This window comes from uncultured Campylobacter sp., assembly GCF_938039205.1.
Lineage (GTDB): Bacteria > Campylobacterota > Campylobacteria > Campylobacterales > Campylobacteraceae > Campylobacter_A.
This window is the reverse complement of sequence record NZ_CALHVM010000059.1, coordinates 105,941-122,854: the sequence shown is the minus strand read 5'-3', so window position 1 is coordinate 122,854 and position 16,914 is coordinate 105,941. Positions and strand designations below refer to the sequence as shown.

General features: G+C 46.7%; 15 protein-coding genes. 13 read left to right on the top strand and 2 right to left on the bottom strand.

The genetic code is table 11. The features are described 5' to 3' along the window. Nucleotides 1-52: 52 nt before the first annotated feature. From Q0394_RS10425 to mnmC, 13 genes are all read left to right on the top strand, one after another. Nucleotides 53-1,069, top strand: a complete 1,017-nt coding sequence (locus Q0394_RS10425; RefSeq protein ID WP_298947467.1) for an RluA family pseudouridine synthase — start codon at nt 53-55, stop codon at nt 1,067-1,069. Further along, nucleotides 999-2,216 (top strand): hypothetical protein, encoded by a 1,218-nt coding sequence (locus Q0394_RS10420; RefSeq protein ID WP_298057852.1) that lies wholly within the window; start codon nt 999-1,001, stop codon nt 2,214-2,216. The genes Q0394_RS10425 and Q0394_RS10420 overlap by 71 nt, the downstream gene beginning before the upstream one ends. Next, the gene (gene trmB, locus Q0394_RS10415) at nt 2,216-3,391 is read left to right on the top strand and encodes a tRNA (guanosine(46)-N7)-methyltransferase TrmB (RefSeq protein ID WP_298947466.1); all 1,176 of its coding nucleotides are present in this window, start codon (nt 2,216-2,218) and stop codon (nt 3,389-3,391) included. Before Q0394_RS10420 ends, trmB begins: the two co-directional genes overlap by 1 nt. Further along, nucleotides 3,375-4,046, top strand: coding sequence for an ABC transporter ATP-binding protein (locus tag Q0394_RS10410; RefSeq protein ID WP_002948434.1), 672 nt, complete (start codon nt 3,375-3,377; stop codon nt 4,044-4,046). Before trmB ends, Q0394_RS10410 begins: the two co-directional genes overlap by 17 nt. Next, nucleotides 4,033-4,842: an FtsX-like permease family protein gene (locus tag Q0394_RS10405; RefSeq protein WP_298947465.1), complete on the top strand. Its 810-nt coding sequence runs from the start codon at nt 4,033-4,035 to the stop codon at nt 4,840-4,842. The genes Q0394_RS10410 and Q0394_RS10405 overlap by 14 nt, the downstream gene beginning before the upstream one ends. Next, nucleotides 4,839-6,089 carry a peptidoglycan DD-metalloendopeptidase family protein gene (locus Q0394_RS10400; protein ID WP_298947464.1) on the top strand — a complete coding sequence of 417 codons (1,251 nt, stop codon included), beginning with the start codon at nt 4,839-4,841 and terminating at the stop codon, nt 6,087-6,089. Before Q0394_RS10405 ends, Q0394_RS10400 begins: the two co-directional genes overlap by 4 nt. Nucleotides 6,090-6,160: 71 nt before the next feature. After that, the gene (pyrH, locus tag Q0394_RS10395; protein ID WP_298947463.1) at nt 6,161-6,880 is read left to right on the top strand and encodes a UMP kinase; all 720 of its coding nucleotides are present in this window, start codon (nt 6,161-6,163) and stop codon (nt 6,878-6,880) included. A 15-nt stretch (nt 6,881-6,895) separates the two neighbouring features. Beyond that, entirely contained in the window at nt 6,896-7,114 is a 219-nt protein-coding gene (locus Q0394_RS10390) for a DNA-directed RNA polymerase subunit omega (protein WP_185898514.1), read from the top strand. Beyond that, nucleotides 7,098-9,296 carry a RelA/SpoT family protein gene (locus Q0394_RS10385; RefSeq protein WP_298947461.1) on the top strand — a complete coding sequence of 733 codons (2,199 nt, stop codon included), beginning with the start codon at nt 7,098-7,100 and terminating at the stop codon, nt 9,294-9,296. Before Q0394_RS10390 ends, Q0394_RS10385 begins: the two co-directional genes overlap by 17 nt. A gap of 17 nt (nt 9,297-9,313) precedes the next feature. After that, entirely contained in the window at nt 9,314-10,522 is a 1,209-nt protein-coding gene (gene tyrS / locus Q0394_RS10380; protein ID WP_298947459.1) for a tyrosine--tRNA ligase, read from the top strand. After that, entirely contained in the window at nt 10,522-11,613 is a 1,092-nt protein-coding gene (locus Q0394_RS10375) for a nitronate monooxygenase family protein (RefSeq protein ID WP_002948452.1), read from the top strand. Before tyrS ends, Q0394_RS10375 begins: the two co-directional genes overlap by 1 nt. Then, nucleotides 11,597-13,318 carry an N-acetylmuramoyl-L-alanine amidase gene (locus tag Q0394_RS10370; RefSeq protein WP_039895192.1) on the top strand — a complete coding sequence of 574 codons (1,722 nt, stop codon included), beginning with the start codon at nt 11,597-11,599 and terminating at the stop codon, nt 13,316-13,318. Before Q0394_RS10375 ends, Q0394_RS10370 begins: the two co-directional genes overlap by 17 nt. Next, the gene (gene mnmC / locus Q0394_RS10365) at nt 13,315-15,414 is read left to right on the top strand and encodes a bifunctional tRNA (5-methylaminomethyl-2-thiouridine)(34)-methyltransferase MnmD/FAD-dependent 5-carboxymethylaminomethyl-2-thiouridine(34) oxidoreductase MnmC (RefSeq protein WP_298947457.1); all 2,100 of its coding nucleotides are present in this window, start codon (nt 13,315-13,317) and stop codon (nt 15,412-15,414) included. Before Q0394_RS10370 ends, mnmC begins: the two co-directional genes overlap by 4 nt. 258 nt (nt 15,415-15,672) lie before the next feature. On the opposite strand, the gene Q0394_RS10360 is transcribed toward mnmC, so the two are convergent. Then, nucleotides 15,673-16,206, bottom strand: a complete 534-nt coding sequence (locus Q0394_RS10360; protein WP_002948457.1) for a DUF937 domain-containing protein — start codon at nt 16,204-16,206, stop codon at nt 15,673-15,675. 77 nt (nt 16,207-16,283) lie between these two features. Further along, the gene (gene ppa, locus Q0394_RS10355) at nt 16,284-16,802 is read right to left on the bottom strand and encodes an inorganic diphosphatase (RefSeq protein ID WP_002948463.1); all 519 of its coding nucleotides are present in this window, start codon (nt 16,800-16,802) and stop codon (nt 16,284-16,286) included. Nucleotides 16,803-16,914 lie beyond the last annotated feature (112 nt).

The window sequence follows — 16,914 nt, the reverse complement described above, 5'->3', positions numbered from 1 at the left end:
AAATTTGCCTTTTTTGAGCGATTATAGCATTTTAAAGGAAACAAATCTAAAAATGACGGAAAAAGAGATCAAAATTTTAGATGATACGCAGACGAGGGCGGATGCGTTTTTGGCGACCGAGCTAAACGTCGCTAGAAACCAAGCGCTAAATTTGATAAAAAGCGGGTCGGTTAGCCTAAACGGCAAGCCGCTAAATAAGCCATCAGCTAAGCTAAATTTAGGCGACGTTTTGAGGGTCAAATTTGAGCAAAGCGAGCCTGATACGGCTACATTTGAAGCGGAATTTGAAGTGCCGATCATTTACGAGGACGAGGATTTGCTCGTGCTAAATAAACCGGCAAATTTAGTCGTGCATCCCGCTCCTAGCGTCAAGGAGCCCACTCTTGTGGACTGGCTCGGGGCAAAGGGGTTTTTGCTATCAAATTTAAGCGGACAAAGTAGGGCAGGCATCGTGCATAGACTGGATAAAGGCACTAGCGGAGCTATCGTCGTAGCTAAAAATAACGCCGCTCACGCCGCGCTTTCAAGTCAGCTAAGCGACAAAAGCATGGGGCGCATATATCTAGCGCTAACCGATCTGCCGCTCAAGCAAAACTGCACCGTCGAGCGAGCTATCGGGCGAAATCCCGCTAACCGCCTAAAAAAGGCGATAGTTTCAAGCGGCCGAGCGGCAAAAAGCGCCTTTGCGAATCTACTTTTTAGCGAATTTAGCGGCCCCGTGCAGAGCAAAAACGCGGGCGTAAATTTGATCGCGGCAAAGCTTTTTACAGGCAGGACTCATCAGATCAGAGTGCATCTAGCTAGCCTAAACCGCCATATTTTGGGCGATGCTTTATACGGTTTTAAGAGCGAAAAGGATAAAATCGGCCGAGTAATGCTTCACGCCTACGGGCTGTATTTCACGCATCCGCGCACGGGCGAGCAAATGAGCTTCGTAGCACCCGTCTGGGATGATTTTAGTGAAATTTTACTTAGCAAATTTAGCAAGGAGAATATAGATGAAAAGATTGATTTTATGGGGCTTAGCGAGCTCTTTAGCCATTGTGATGAGTGGGTGCGTATCCTCTAGCGGGCCTGCGCAAGTAAATCCGAATTTGCCGACCGTCCAGAGCCTAAAAACCATCAGCGATATGACCGAAGTGGGCTTTGAGTGGACGCCGACTCCGACCTCAAACGTCGCAGGCTACTATCTATACCGCTCAAATCCGAACGAAAATAACGGCAAAATGAAGGTCGTAGCCGACATAAAAGACCGCTTTGCCAGCCACTACGTGGATGCAAATTTGGCTCCGGAGACAACATATACCTACGAGATGAGAACGTACAACGCGAGCAAGCAAATTTCAGGCCCTGGTATGATGGTTAGTGCCACGACTAAGGCGCTTATGGATTCCGTGCCTTTCGTTAGAGCGCTTACGAATTTACCCGAGCGCGTGAAACTCATCTGGAGACCGCATCCGGACCTTCGCGTGGCATCTTATGTCATCGAAAAAGCCGATATAAATAAAGAAAACTGGAGACAAATCGCCGAGGTAAAAGGCAGACTAAACGCCGAGTATATCGATGACGACGTGAAGCCTGGCAGAAGCTATAAATATAGAGTTTTTGTAAAAACTACTAGCGGAACGATCTCAAAACCTAGCGAGATCGTGGACTCTACGACGAAGCAGCTGCCAAGCGAAGTCGTAAATGCGCAAGCTACTCAAAATGTGCCTAAAAAGATTATTTTGACGTGGGACAGCGTGGCTAGCGACGACTTTGGCTACTATAAAATTTACAGCGCATCAAGCAAATTTATGCCTTACACCTACTTAGTGAAAACCACGTCTAATAGCTACGAGGATCTCATAAACGAAAACGGCGCGACCAGATACTATAAAATCACCATCGTCGATAAAGACGGCCTAGAGTCTAAAAAACCTAGCGAACCTATCATTGGCATGACGCTAGGAGCTATCGACGCACCGGTCGTATCATCTATCGTGGCCGACAGCACGGCGGTTAAGCTCACGTGGAACGCCTCTGATAAGGCTAGAAGCTTTACTGTTATAAGAGACGGCGGCGGAAGCGAGCAGAAATTTACAAATATAACGGGCAATGAATTTGTCGATAATAGCGTTGCTTACGGGCAAAAATATAGCTATAAAGTTATCGCCGTAGATGAATACGGCATAAGCTCCGACGCTTCTCAAAAAGCAGAGATAGCCGTCGAATAATGCCCAATTTTATAGCTAAAAACGTAAATTTTACGCCAAAGGATTGCGGCGAGATAAGCTTTTTGTGGGAGGCTCGCGGCAGGCAGGGCGTTAGTCTCGTTTACAGCAAAAGCTCTAGCGAGGAGTTTTTTATCACGCTAAAAAAGCGCGAAAATGACTGGGTCGTAAAGGGCGAAAAGCTAACCAAGCCTGCTAAAGTAGGGCTTTTGCAAAATGCTTTGGTTAAATTTAAAGAGCTTTATTGCGATCAAATTTTAAGTGAAGCCATCGCGGTAAAAAACACGCGCCTCACGCAAAAAGACTCGGCGATCTTTAGCGTGGGCGAGTTGCTTGAGAATTTAAATCAGAGTGAATTTGAGAGCAAATTTATCGAGATAGGATTTGGCTCGGGTAGGCACTTGCTATTTCAGGCGGAAAATAACCCAGATACGCTAGTTGTCGGCATCGAGGTCTACAAGCCCTCGCTCGAGCAGGTTGCAAAGCTGGCAAAAGCCAAAAATCTAAACAACGTCATGCTCGTAAACTGCGACGCGAGGCTACTTTTATCGCTTGTGGAGTCAAATTTTATCGATAAAATTTTCCTTCATTTTCCAGTACCTTGGGACGACGCTCCTCATAGGCGCGTAGCCTCGGCTAAATTTGCTCTGGAGTGTGAGCGAACGCTAAAAGTGGGCGGCAAATTTGAGCTGCGAACCGATAGCCGCGAGTATGCGGACTTTACTTTGGCGCAAATTTTAAATTTGAGTGATGCCGACGTGCAAATTTACAAAAACCGCGATCTAAAAGTAAGCAGCAAGTACGAAGACCGTTGGAAAAGGCACCAAAAAGATATTTACGATGTTATCTTTACCTGCGAAAAGCAAAGCGAACCAAGAGTTGGTCAAGGCGAGCTAAAATTTGAAAATGGCTACGACGCGAGCAAGGTTGCGGCCAAATTTAGCAACCAAACGATAAAAGAGGATGATTTTTTCTTGCATTTAGAGGAAAAATACGAAAAAGACGGCGAAATTTTGATTCGCGCGGCGTTTGGCGCATTTAACGCGCCCGAGCACTGCTATGTTTTGCTCGGCGAAAAAGGTGCGGAATATTTTATAAAAAAGCCGCTTGTTACGGCTGAAAATTTAAAGGCGCATCTTGCGTTGAAGGAGTATTTGGCGGATGCAAAAAATAATTAGCGCAAGCGGGCTTTGCCTAGGATACGAGGGCTGCGAAAAGCTCATAACGGACGCGAAATTTGACATTTACGCCAATGATTTCGTTTTTATCACCGGGCAAAGCGGCAGCGGCAAATCGACGCTTTTAAAATCTTTTTACGGCGAGATAAAGCCAAGTGCGGGCTCTCTAAACGTCTGCCTAACCGATATGATGAATCTTGGCGGGCAAAATCTGGATAAACTAAGGCAGCGCATCGGCGTAGTTTTTCAAAACTACCGCTTGATAAGCGAGTGGAATATCGAAAAAAACGTGATGCTGCCGCTGATGATAAAAGGTCTGAGCGCAAATGTTTGTAAAAATCAGGCGACCAAACTCCTAAAGCACGTAAATTTGCTCCACAGAGCGCACAAATATCCAAACGAGCTAAGCGGCGGCGAACAGCAGAGAGCTGCGATGGCTAGAGCGCTCGCGCATAATCCAAATTTACTACTTTGCGACGAGCCGACGGGTAGCCTAGATGAATACTCAAGCGACGTTATCTGGGGGCTTTTGCGCTCGGCGAAAGAGTTTTTGGGTACCTGCATCGTGGTCGTCACGCACAGGGTGCCAAGCTCGCTAAGAGTACCCTATAGACATCTTGCTATAGAAAATGGACGCCTATATGAAATTCTTTAAAAACCACTTAAGCACTATAATTCCACTTATGGCGTTACTCGTGGGCATTCAGTTTATATTGCTAGTCGGGCGAGTGGTGGACGAGTACGAGTCCGTGATGAACAAAGACTATAACATTATCATCGTAAGTCAAAACGAGCTAAACGCTACCGACGTAAAGCCGCTCGTTCATACGTTTGAATCTCTTGAACCGCTTAGTTCAAAGCCCGTACTAGAGAAGCTCTCTAAAGATATTTCATCAAAAAATATCGCCGTTTTGCAAAATGCGTTGCCTAAATTTTACTCGCTAAAGCTAAATGCCTTTCCAAGCACCCAATATATGCAAGAGATAAAGGATAAAATTTCAAAGATTAACGGCGTAAGCAGGGTTGAGACCTTTTCAAAAACGCATGATAAAATTTATAAAATCATGCAGCTGATTAAAAATATTTCGGCGATATTTTCGGGGCTAATCGGGTTAATCGGGCTTATGCTCATCGCAAAACAGATGCGAATTTGGCTATACGAGCACAAGGAGCGCATCGAGATAATGACGCTGCTGGGAGCTCCGTCGTGGCTAAAATCTGGCGCGTTATACAAAAACGCGTTGTTTGATTCGTTTATAGCGACCGTTTTGGTGGCGGTTTTTTACATTATCTTGCCGGATTTGCAGCCCGTTAAGGAAGTCGCTACCGACCTAAATATCAATTTGCCGGCGATTGATCTGTTTTACGAGGGCGGAGTACTGCTAGGCGTTTCGCTTGTGATTAGTTTTTTAGCCGCTTATCTCGTAACCAGAAAAGCAACGGCGATATGAGAAAAATTTACGTTTTGCTGGCCGCCATGATTTGCTTAAACGCAAGCACGGGCGAAAAGATAAAAAATCAAACGACCTATCTCGAGTCCTCAAAAGAGCTTGAAAAGCAGCTAAACAAAAAGCTCGACGACCTGGCCGGTGACATACTCGGCGGCGAAAAAAGCGTTAAGCAAACCGACGACAAGATGAAAGAGCTCATCGTCCAAATAGCGCAGCTGGAAAATAGCGCTAAAAGCGCAGGCAACGAGCTTGATGAGCTGGTAAATCAAAATAAAAATTTAACCCAAAATCAAAAAGATATCCAAAAAAGTATCGTGCGTATCATATCAGACGAGTTTTCTTTCGATCTCATAATGCCAAAAGAGTACGAGGAGGGCGTGGATAGTATCATCGCGACTGAGATTTTAAGCAAGCTAAACTCGGTGCTAAAGGATGATTTTAACGAGCTAGCCAAGCAGTACGAAAGCACGCAAAATTTGATAAAAACCCAAAACGACAAGATCGACGGTATAAAGTCAAATTTAAAAACCTTTAAATTTAAGCAAGCCGAGCTCGTTTCCCTGCAGGATAAGCAGATGAAAACGCTGGCAAATTTAAAGCGGGATAAGGAAATTTATCAAAAGCAACTCTCGCGCCTACAAGCGCAACAAGACGAGATCAGAAAGACGCTAGAAGAACTAAAAATCGTCGCAAAAAGGGAGAGCGAGGAGGCTAAAAAGGCTCTAGCCGCGCAAAAAGCAGCCGAAGCCAAAGCTCAAAAAAATAAGAAAGATAAAAAAGGCGAGGCCGCAGCAAGCGCGTCTGAGGGCGACGTGAAGCAGTTTGGCTCAAGCTACCAAACTAGCCTTGTTAAAAAATACAGCGGCGAAAAGACTATCGCACCGCTTGACGGCTTTACGGTCAAGCAAAAATTCGGCAACTACGTAGACCCCATCTATAACATCAAAATTTTTAACGAATCGGTTGTGCTAAGCGCAAATTCGGCCGATGCAAAGGTAAAAAGCGTGTTTAACGGTAAAGTGGTCTTTGCCAAAGAAACGGCGATGCTAGATAAGGTCGTCATCATCGAAAATCCAAACGGCATTCACACGATCTACGCGCACCTTAGCCAGATAGCTCCTACCGTAAAAGTGGGCGCAAAAGTGCAAAAAGGCTACGTCATCGGACGCGTGCAACGAGATCTAACCTTTGAAGTTACGCAAAAAAACTACCACATAGACCCCCTCGAGCTAATCAGCCTAAAATAGCACCTACGCGCCGAGATTAGCAAAATTTAAAGCAAATTTAGCTAAAATCCGAAAATTTAAGGAGATGAAAAATGGAGCGAAAAAAGCGAATTTTAGTCAAATTTTCAGGCGAGGCGCTAGCTGGCGACAGCGGCTTTGGTATAGATAACGCTGTGCTTAAATTTATCGCAAAACAGATCAAGGAACTAGTCGAAAACGGCATACAGGTGGGCATCGTTATCGGCGGAGGCAACATCATACGCGGCGTGAGCGCGGCTAGAGACGGCATCATAAAGCGTACCAGCGGCGATCACATGGGCATGCTAGCTACCGTGATAAACTCTATCGCGATGAGAGAAGCGCTAGAGAGCGTGGGTCTGGACGTGCGTGTACAAAGCGCGATAAAGATGGAAGCTATCTGTGAAACTTTTATCGTCGGACGCGCAAACAGACACCTCGAAAAAGGTCGCGTCGTGATCTTTGCTGCGGGCACGGGAAATCCATTTTTCACCACCGATACGGCAGCTACTTTGCGCGCTATCGAGATCGGTTCAGACATGATAATCAAAGCTACGAAAGTAGACGGCGTTTACGACAAAGACCCGCATAAATTTGAAAATGCGACGTTGCTAAAAGAGCTAAACTACGAGCTTGCTATGAGTGATGATATCAAAGTGATGGACGATACGGCAATTGCGCTAGCTAAGGATAATTCGCTACCGATTTTGGTGTGCAATATGTTTAAAGACGGAAATTTGCTCAAAATCATACAAGGCGACGAGAGCGCGTTTTGCTCTATCGTGAGAAATTAAATTTAAGGAGAATAAATGAGATCTGAAGAAGTAGCGGCAAAGGCTCTAAAACTAGTCGGAGACGATAGATATAAGCTAGCTCTAGTCGTAGCTAAAAGAGCCGAGGCGCTAGCCGGCGGAGCAAAAAGCTTGCTTGATATCGACGTTACTAAGATGAAATTTGCCGATATCGCCCTACGCGAGATAGCCGAGGGCAAGATAGCTTTAGAGGGCATAGTTGAAGCAGCTAAGTAGCGGATTTTTACTAGAACAATTAATCGACGATATAACCGCTTGCAAGGACGTCGCTCAGGCGAGACAGCTACTTAGCGAGCTGATAAATTTTACGCCGAATTTAGAGCGCGCGATCGAGTGCTGCGTCATCTCGCATGCAGGGCAGTTTAGAAAAAGCGGCGAACCGTATGCTATACACCCTATCCTAGTGTCCTGCATCGTGGCGCACATGGGCGGAGATGAGGATATGATTATCGCCGCCTTGCTTCACGATGTGGTCGAGGATACGGATAAATCCATAGAGAGCGTGCGAGAGGACTTTGGCGAAGAGGTCGCAAAGCTGGTCGAGGGGCTAACTAAAATCGTGGCCATCAGAGAAGACAAGCTCGCAAGCTCGGAGTCAAACGAGCGTTTGGCAGCGTCTGCGATGACATTTCGCAAGATGTTGCTCATCTCTATCGAGGACGTGAGAGTGCTCGTGGTAAAGCTTTGTGATAGGCTGCACAACATGCTCACTCTGCAAGCTTTGCGTCCTGAAAAGCAAAAGCGAATCGCTGAAGAGACTCTGATGGTTTATGCTCCGATCGCGCATAGGCTAGGTATTTCGTCGATTAAAAACGTGCTTGAGGATCTTAGCTTTAAGTATGCTTTGCCAGAAGAGTACAAAAAAATCGACGACTACCTAACCGAGCACAAACAGCAGCTTGTGCTAAAGCTAAACGCGTTTACCGACAAAATTTTTCAAATTTTACTTAAAAACGGCTTTAGCGAAAACGACTTTGAGATACAAAAGCGCATCAAACATCACTACTCAATTTACTTAAAAATGCAGCGAAAAGGCATCTCGATCGAGGAGGTGCTAGACTTGCTAGCTGCGCGCGTACTGGTTAAAGAGCCGCAGGATTGCTATTTGGTGCTTGGAAATTTACATATAAATTTTAACCCTCTAATCTCGCGCTTCAAAGACTACGTCGCGCTTCCGAAGCAAAACGGCTACCAAACGATACACACTACGATATTTGACAACAAAAGCATCTTTGAGGTTCAAATTCGCACCTTTGATATGCATAAAACCGCAGAGTACGGCGTCGCAGCACACTGGAAATATAAAAGCGGCGGCTTTTTAAATCCAAAACTTGACTGGCTAAGCGACATCAGCGGTATAGAAAACGGCATGGAGGAGGCGAGCGAAAACCCCGAGGAGCTCTACGAATACGCAAAAGATAGCCTCTACGTCGAGGACGTCGCGGTTTATTCGCCAAAGGGCGATATATTCACGCTTCCGCGCGGCGCTACGGCACTTGACTACGCTTACGAGATACACACGCACGTAGGCTTGCACGCTAAAGAAGCCTACGTAAACCGCGTGCGCGTGCCGCTACTAACGGAGCTAAAAAACGGCGATATCGTTAGCATCGTGACGGGAGATGAGCCAAAATACCGCTGTTCGTGGCTGGGTAGCGTAAAAACGGGCAAAGCTAGAGCCACGATCCGCTCGTACTGCAAGCAAAAGATAAGAGATATAAACAACATGGTCGCGATCGAAATTTTAAGCGGCATCTTTGCAGTACCTTCAATAACCATCGAGCAGTGGCTAGAGACTGAAAATTTGACCAAGAAAATTTTTAGAGCCGCCTTTGACTCGGTTTACTTACAAGACGTGGTAAATGCGCTAAAAAAATACGTAAAAAGAGACCGTCCGTTTGCTATCGCGATGACTGACAAATATAACGTCAAAAAGCAAAAATTTGAAAACATCGTGATTTACTCGAACCACAAGATAAACAGCATTGAGTTTGATTATTGCTGTAATCCAAAGCGCGGCGACGATATCGTGGGATTTAGAAACTATCACCACGTCACAGTCCACCACAAGCTTTGCGAGCGGTTTATGAAGCTAGCCGAAGAAAAAAACGAGATGATTTTCGTCAAATGGACGCGAGTCGCTCCTCATAGATTTAAGATCATATTAAGCCTAGAAAACAGACGCGGGTCGCTTGCGGAGTTTTTGACGTATATGGCGAAAATGCAGATTGATCTCGTAACTATCAGCCTCACCGAAACTAGAGAGGCAACGGCGGACTTTTTCGAGCTGACGATCGAGCTTGGCGAAAATTTGAACGTGAACGAGATAAAGGAGCGACTAAGAGATCGCTACAAGATCATCGACTTCGTGTCGCTTGACGACGCATACGGACATTAATAAATTTAGGAGAGAATATGGGCGAAAATTTGAGCAAAATAATGAGCGATATAAAAAAGGGCGTCGCCGAGATGATAGACGAGGAGCGCGTCGAAAATTTAGTAAAAAACTACTATGAAAAGGGCGAAAATTTCTACGTTAAGGCAGGCTTTGACCCGACGGCTCCGGATCTACACCTGGGCCACACCGTCGTACTTCAAAAGATGGCTCTTTTGCAAAAGCACGGAGCGATAGTGCAGTTTTTGATAGGCGATTTCACGGGGCAAATCGGCGATCCAAGCGGCAAAAGTCAGACGCGAAAAAAGCTAGACCGCGAGACCGTGGCGGCAAATGCTAAAACCTACGAGGAGCAGGTTTTTAAAATCCTAGACCCGCAAAAAACTAAGATAATGTTTAACTCCAAGTGGCTAAACGAGCTGGGAGCCGCGGGCATCGTGGAGCTAACTAGCACCTTTGCGGTGGCTAGGATGCTTGAGCGCGATGATTTCGAAAAAAGATATAAAAGCGGCGCCTCGATCTCGATTAGCGAATTTTTATATCCGCTCCTTCAGGGCTACGACAGCGTCGCGATGAAATGTGATATCGAGATGGGCGGTACGGATCAGAAATTTAACCTTTTAATGGGGCGAACCTTGCAGCGAGTTTACAACGTCGGCAAGGAACAAGCCGTCATAATGATGCCGCTTTTAGAGGGGCTTGACGGCGTAAATAAAATGAGTAAGAGCTTAGGCAACTACATCGGCGTGACCGACGAGCCAAACGATATGTTTGCTAAAGTTTTGAGCGTGAGCGACGAGCTGATGTGGCGCTGGTACGAGCTTCTAAGCGAAAAAAGCACGGAAGAAATCGCAAATTTAAAAGCAGACGTAGCTAGCGGCAAAGCTCACCCAAAAGCCGTAAAAGAGGCTCTCGCGCTAGAAATCACGGCTAGATATAATGGCGAAGCGGCGGCAAAAGAGGCGAAGGCTGAATTTGACCGCGTGCACTCGCAAAATTTGATCCCGACCGAGATGGACGAGTTTGAGCTCTCGGCTCCTGTTTGGATCGTGCAGGCGCTCACTCACTGCGGACTATGCGCTAGCAGCTCTCAGGCGCGCCGAGACATCGCGGCAAACGCCGTCAGTCTAAATCAAGAAAAGATTGCCGACGAGCAGCTAAAGCTGGGCGCTGGCGAATACGTCTTGCAGGTCGGCAAGCGTAAATTTGCAAAACTAAAGGTAACCTGATGCAACCCGTAAAAATCGGAAAATACGATATAAAATACCCGATAATCCAAGGCGGAATGGGGCTTGGTATCAGTTGGGATAGACTCGCCGGAAACGTCAGCCTAGAAGGTGGCCTAGGCGTCATAAGCTCGGTAGGAACGGGCTACTACGAAGGACGAAAATACATCACCAAAGAGCTAAACGCCAAGCCGTACGGCAGCGGAAATTTCTACTCGCGAGAGGGGCTAAAAGCCGTCATTGATAACGCGCGTAAAATTTGCGGCGACAGGCCTCTTGGGGTAAATATCCTATACGCAAGCAACGACTACGAACGCATCGTAAAAGACGCCTGCGACCACGGCATAAACGTGATCATCACGGGCGCGGGGCTACCTACGAATCTGCCTGAATTTACCGTAGATTACCCGGACGTGGCTTTGGTGCCTATCGTGTCCTCGGCAAAGGCGCTAAAAATCATCTGCAAACGTTGGCAGGGGCGCTACGGTAGGCTTCCAGACGCGGTGGTGCTCGAGGGGCCTCTTAGCGGCGGGCACCAGGGATTTACCTACGAGCAGTGTATCGATCCCGCGTACAGCCTGGAAAATTTGATAACGCCAGTTAGCGAAGAGATAAAGCAGTGGGGCGATTTTCCGCTATTTGCCGCGGGCGGCATCTGGGATAAAAACGACATCGATAGGGCTATTTCGCTTGGCGCAAACGGCGTGCAGATGGGCACTCGCTTTATCGGTACGCACGAGTGCGACGCTAGCGAAGAGTTTAAGCAGGTACTCCTTGCGGCTAAAAAAGAGGACATCGAGCTAATCAAAAGCCCCGTAGGCTACCCAGCGCGCGGCGTCAGGACAAATTTAATAAATCTAGTCGATAAACGCCAAGGGCCCAAAATCAGCTGCGTAAGCAACTGCGTAAGCCCGTGTCAGCGCGGCAAAGAGGCTAAAGAGGTAGGATACTGCATCGCGGATCGCCTCTACGACGCATTTGAGGGGCGCAAGGAGACGGGGCTGTTTTTCACGGGCGCAAACGGCTACAGGCTGAACGAGATAATAAGCGTGAAAGAACTATTTGAAAAACTGATAAATGGCGAAGATAGTTAAATTATTTTTAATACTTCTATTTTTTTTGAATAGCGCGGTTTGCGCAAGCGCTTTATCGAGTTTAGATAAATTCGATAAAAATTTTGATAGCGCAGCCAATAAAGAAAAGATCGCAATGCATCAAGAGCTAAGGACTCTTTACGTAAAATCCATAATGGAAAATAACGTAAATTTAAGAGTCCAAAGCCTAACTAGACTAATAAAAAGCTCAAAAGCCCTAGGGCTAGATACCAAACCGTATGAAAAAGAGCTCGCGAGCATACCGCAGTCTGCAAAGCCAAGCGAAGAAAAACCAAAACAAGAAATAAAGCAGGTCAAAAAAGAACAACAAAAACAAGAGCCAAAGCAAAAAGAAGTAAAGCTAAGTCAGCTTTCCTCCGCTCCGTTGGCCGTTCAAAATACTAAAACCGTCAAAAATCAAACTTTGCAGCTTCTAGAAGCTTTGGACAACGACGGAAATTTCGAGCTAAAATTTAACCGCCAGCTAAACGGCAATGATATTAAAAAAACCGACCTTAATCAAAAAGGTTCTTATAAAACGATTTATGAATTTAAAGGAATTTGGAGCGGCGGAAAACTGCAAAGATTTAAGAACTACTTGGTGGACGAGATCCGCATAAGTCAGTTTGACGAAAAAATCGTTAGGGTGGTATTCGTAAGTCAATTCGAGCCAAATTTAAAACTTAGAGTCGATAATCAGTCTTTAATTTTCTCAAAGGCTAAGCCCACGCAAAGCCAAAATTTAACGAGTCAAAACAGTAAACAAAAAAATCATCAACCGTCTATCAAGCAAGAGCTCCCCAAAATCGCTGCAAATTCGAAATCTGAAATAACTCAAATACAACAGCAAAAAGCAACTCAACACCAAGCTCAAAATCAAAAGCTCGCTCAGCAAAAGCAAGAAAAAGTTGCCGCGCAGACCAAGACGGATGCTAAAAAAACCCAAAGCACCACCGAAAAGGATGAGCAAGAAATCGTGTTAGCACCGGTAAAAACGGCGGCCACTAAAAAAACCACAAGCGCTAAAGGCAAGGTTGTCGTCCTTGACGCAGGGCACGGCGGCGACGATCCGGGGGCTATAAACGGCTCTCTAAAAGAGAAAAACATCGTGCTAAGCATCGCGCAAAAGGCGGGCAAGGAGCTGCAAGAGCGCGGCTATAAGGTTTATTACACGCGTAGCAAGGATAAATTTATCAACCTTCGCGACCGCACGAAATACGCCAACGACAAAGCTGCTGACCTCTTTATCTCCATCCACGCAAACGCCGCGCCGAGCAAAACCAAGGCGGCGACTATGCGCGGCATAGAGACGTTTTTCCTCTCGCCGGCTCGTTCCGAGCGTAGCAAAAACGCCGCTGCCCTGGAAAACAAATCCGACATCGAGGAGATGAACTATTTTTCTAAGCAGACATTTTTAAATTTCCTTAACCGCGAGAAAATCATCGCCTCAAACAAGCTCGCCATCGACGTTCAGCGCGAAGTTTTAGCGCGAGCAAAATCAGTTAGTTCAAAGGCTTCCGACGGCGGCGTTCGCGAGGCGCCTTTTTGGGTGCTAGTGGGCGCACTGATGCCTGCGGTGCTGCTTGAGGTCGGCTACATCACTCACCCTAGCGAAGGCGATCTCATAAATAACTCAAAATACCAAGATGCCCTAGCCAAGGGGCTCGCGGACGGCATTGACGTCTATTTTTCAAACCAGCAATGAAAAGCGCGCGAGTCGTTTTAAATGGCGGCATCCCGTTTAGCCCCGAATTTGACGACATTTACTTTAACGCAGACGACCCTATCGGCCAGAGCGAGTATGTTTTTAACTCCGTTTTTGACGAAATTTGGAACAAAAAGAGCGAATTCAACGTGCTTGAGACGGGATTTGGCGCAGGGTTAAATTTCCTCTGCGCTTTTAAAAGATTTAAAAATACGGATAAATTTTTAAATTTCGTCAGTATCGAAAAAACGCCGATCTCCAAAAATGATCTGGCTAAAATTTACGCGAATTTTAGCGAGCTAGCGAACGTTTCGGGCGAGCTTTTGGAGGCCTACCCGCCTCCTATTCGCGGATTTCATAGATTAAATTTAGCTCCAAACGTCACGCTTACGCTGTGCTTTGGCGACGTGGCCGAGGTTTTGGACGAGCTTAGTTTTAATGCGGACGCCGTTTTTATGGATGGCTTTGCTCCCGCTAAAAACGAAGCGATGTGGAGCGAGCTGGTTTGCGCTAAAATCGCAAATTTATGCGCTTTGGGCGCTAGCGTTTGTACGTATTCGGCCTCGGGCGCGTTAAAAAGAGCCCTGCAAAATAGCGGCTTTGAGGTAAATTTACTAAAAGGCTACGGCAAAAAGCGAGAGATGTTGCGCGCTAAATTTACCGGCGAGCGGCAAGCTGAGAATGAAATTTGGTTTAGCAGATTTGATCCCGCCGCCAGGATCGTTCCAAAGACGGCGCTAGTGATCGGCGGCGGCGTGGCTGGCTGCGTTTGCGCGTTTAAGTTGCGCGAGCAAGGTTTAAAGGTCACGATCGCCGAAAAGCGCGGCGACATCGCGCTAAACGGCTCTGGAAATCACTGCGGGATTTTGATGCCGCTTATCACGAAACCAACCGTAAATTTAGGCCGCATGCATATGAACGCCTTTTTGCAGGCAGCGCGCTTTTACGGCCAAAACCTCGGCGCCCGGGAGATAGAGTTTTGCGGCGCGACGGACTACGCATACGAGCAAAAGACGCTAGAGCGCTTTTACGAGTGGCGCGAATTTGACGCGAACAACGGCGTTTTTGAGCTAAAATTTGATAACGAGCCCTATGCTAGCGCGTTTATATTTAGCGGCGCAAAAGCTCGCCCTAGAAAGATGTGCAAGGCGGCAAGCGCGGGTATAAAAACGCTTTTAAACTGCGAATTTGCGGGCTTTGAGACGCTTGAGGGCGGCGCGGTTAGGGCTCATTTTAAGGATGGGCAAAGCATCGACGCCGACGTGCTCGTGCTTGCTATCGGTAGCGAGAGTATGGAACTTTTTGCGGACTACGACATCAGGCTTAGCTCCGTGCGCGGCCAGGTCACGCATATCGCGCCCGCCATTTTGACGTCTACGCCTTTTAGCGCCAAAGGCTATGTTTGTCCGCCTGCCCAAGGCGTGCAGGTGATCGGTGCGACTTACGACAGAAATCTTTTTTTAGACGAGCCGCGTTCTAGCGACGACGAGAAAAATTTGGCCGACGTCGCAGAGTTTTTAGGCGACAAATTTGCAAAAAACGAGTGGCTAAATTTAAACGGAGCGCGGGAGCTAAATTTGACTATCGGCCCAGACGGCGATGCTGAAAATACGGATCGCTTGGAGGTGAACAAGGGCGGCGTAAATTTAAGCAAAAGCATGGATTTGCCGGCTAAAACCGCAGATGGCCCGGCACAGACGAATAGTGCGTCAAATTTGACCGCGCCTAAAAATAACTCAAACATCGCGGCTCAAATACCGCAAAATATCCGAATAGTCGGCTCAAAAGTCGGCTACCGCAGCTATAGCGGCGACCGTTTTCCGCTCATCGGACGGCTTTATGATGAGGATTTTTATAAAGATGCTTACAAGTCGCTGCTTTGGACTAAGGGCAAGTCTAATCCGCGTCCAAAATACGTACCAAACGTCTACGTTAGCACCGCTCACGGCTCGCGTGGGCTTTGTACGGCCGTGCTTGGCGCCGAGCTCATCTGCGACCTCGTTTTTGACCGCCCGCTTTGTATAGAAAAATCGCTTTTTGACGAGCTTCACTTGGCGAGATTTCTCGTTAGGAAACTTAAAAAAGGGCTGAAGTAAGCGCAATCTCAAATCTCTTAAAATTCTATTTGCGCGACGCTGCTTTATGTTCATAAACCAAATTTGTCAAATTTGGAATAATGGGCGCAATATTCGTATATGTAAAGGCAAAGTAGGGGCTCATTAAAGGAAGAGAATTTGACGCACTACCACATAGAAGCGGTAATGCAGACGAAGCGGTTTTTTAGAGAGCTATAAAAAGCCGTAAAATTTAGAAAAACATAAAAATCCCCAACGGCTAAAATAGGCGAGATTCGCCTATTTTTTACCGAAAAAGTCGCCTGCGATCCTAAAAATATCATCTACGATCGAGCCGTCTTTGTTCTGATCTAAAAACTGCGTGAGCATCGACATCATAGAGCCGCTATCTGCAGAGTCTTGCAAATTTGATGCTTTGAGCTGATTGTTTAGCATGCCCGCGATCATCGGCGCGATCATCGGTAGTAGAGTCTTGATAGAGTCTGCGCTGATGCCTAGCTGCGAGCCTACGTCGCTAGCTAGAGCCCTGCTGTTTTCTTTAGAGCCCGTTAGTACGCCTAGCAGCTCGTTGCCTTCGGCGACGCTGATGTTTTGCGGGGCGTTAGCCATCTCGCCAAGGTTTGAGCGGCGGATCATCTCGAGGAAATTTGACGAATCGGCGTCAGATTTAAAATTCTCGTTGGCTCTTTGCATGAAAATCGGCGCGACCTTAGAAATCACGGCCTCTACGTCGTTTGTGCTCAGTCCGCTTTTTTGCGACATCGCATCTAACATACCGCCGGAGTTGCCCAAAAGCAGCTTTAGTATATCCATTTATATCCTTTTTTGATTAAATTTTTACCGCCGCTTGTTTGGGTTTAACGAGGTGGCGGCCGACAAGCCGAGGGGGCTTATTTGTAGTTTTTGATCGCCGCGTCCAGGATCTCTTTTGCGGCGTTTGCATCTTTAAATTCTTTAACCTTGACCCATTTGTTAGGCTCTAAAATTTTATAAGTTTCAAAGAAATTTTTAATCTTATTTAGCGTGGCCTCAGGTAGGTCTTTGTAGCTTTTGATCGCGTCAAATCGCGGATCGATCTTGGTAACCGGTACGGCTAGTAGTTTCTCGTCCATGCCTGCTTCATCCTCCATCACGAGCACGCCGATGAGGCGGCACGGGATCACGCTACCTGCTTGCAGAGGGTATTCGTTTAGCACCAAGATATCGGCAGGATCGCCGTCTGCTGCGAGCGTGTTTGGCACGAAGCCGTAGTTTGCCGGGTAGAACATCGCCGAGTAGAGCACGCGATCGACTACGACCGCGCCGCTATCTTTGTCGATTTCGTATTTGATGTTCGAGCCGTACGGGATCTCGATCACGGCGTTGATTTTGTCCGGGTTTGAGCCTGCTTTGATTTTTGAAACGTCCATTTTAATCCTTTGTAAAGCTCCTATCACGCGGCGTTTTGTAGCAAAACGCTTTGAGATACTTGCCTTGAAATTTGAGTAAGAGATTATATAAAATCTCGGCTAAATTTGGAGT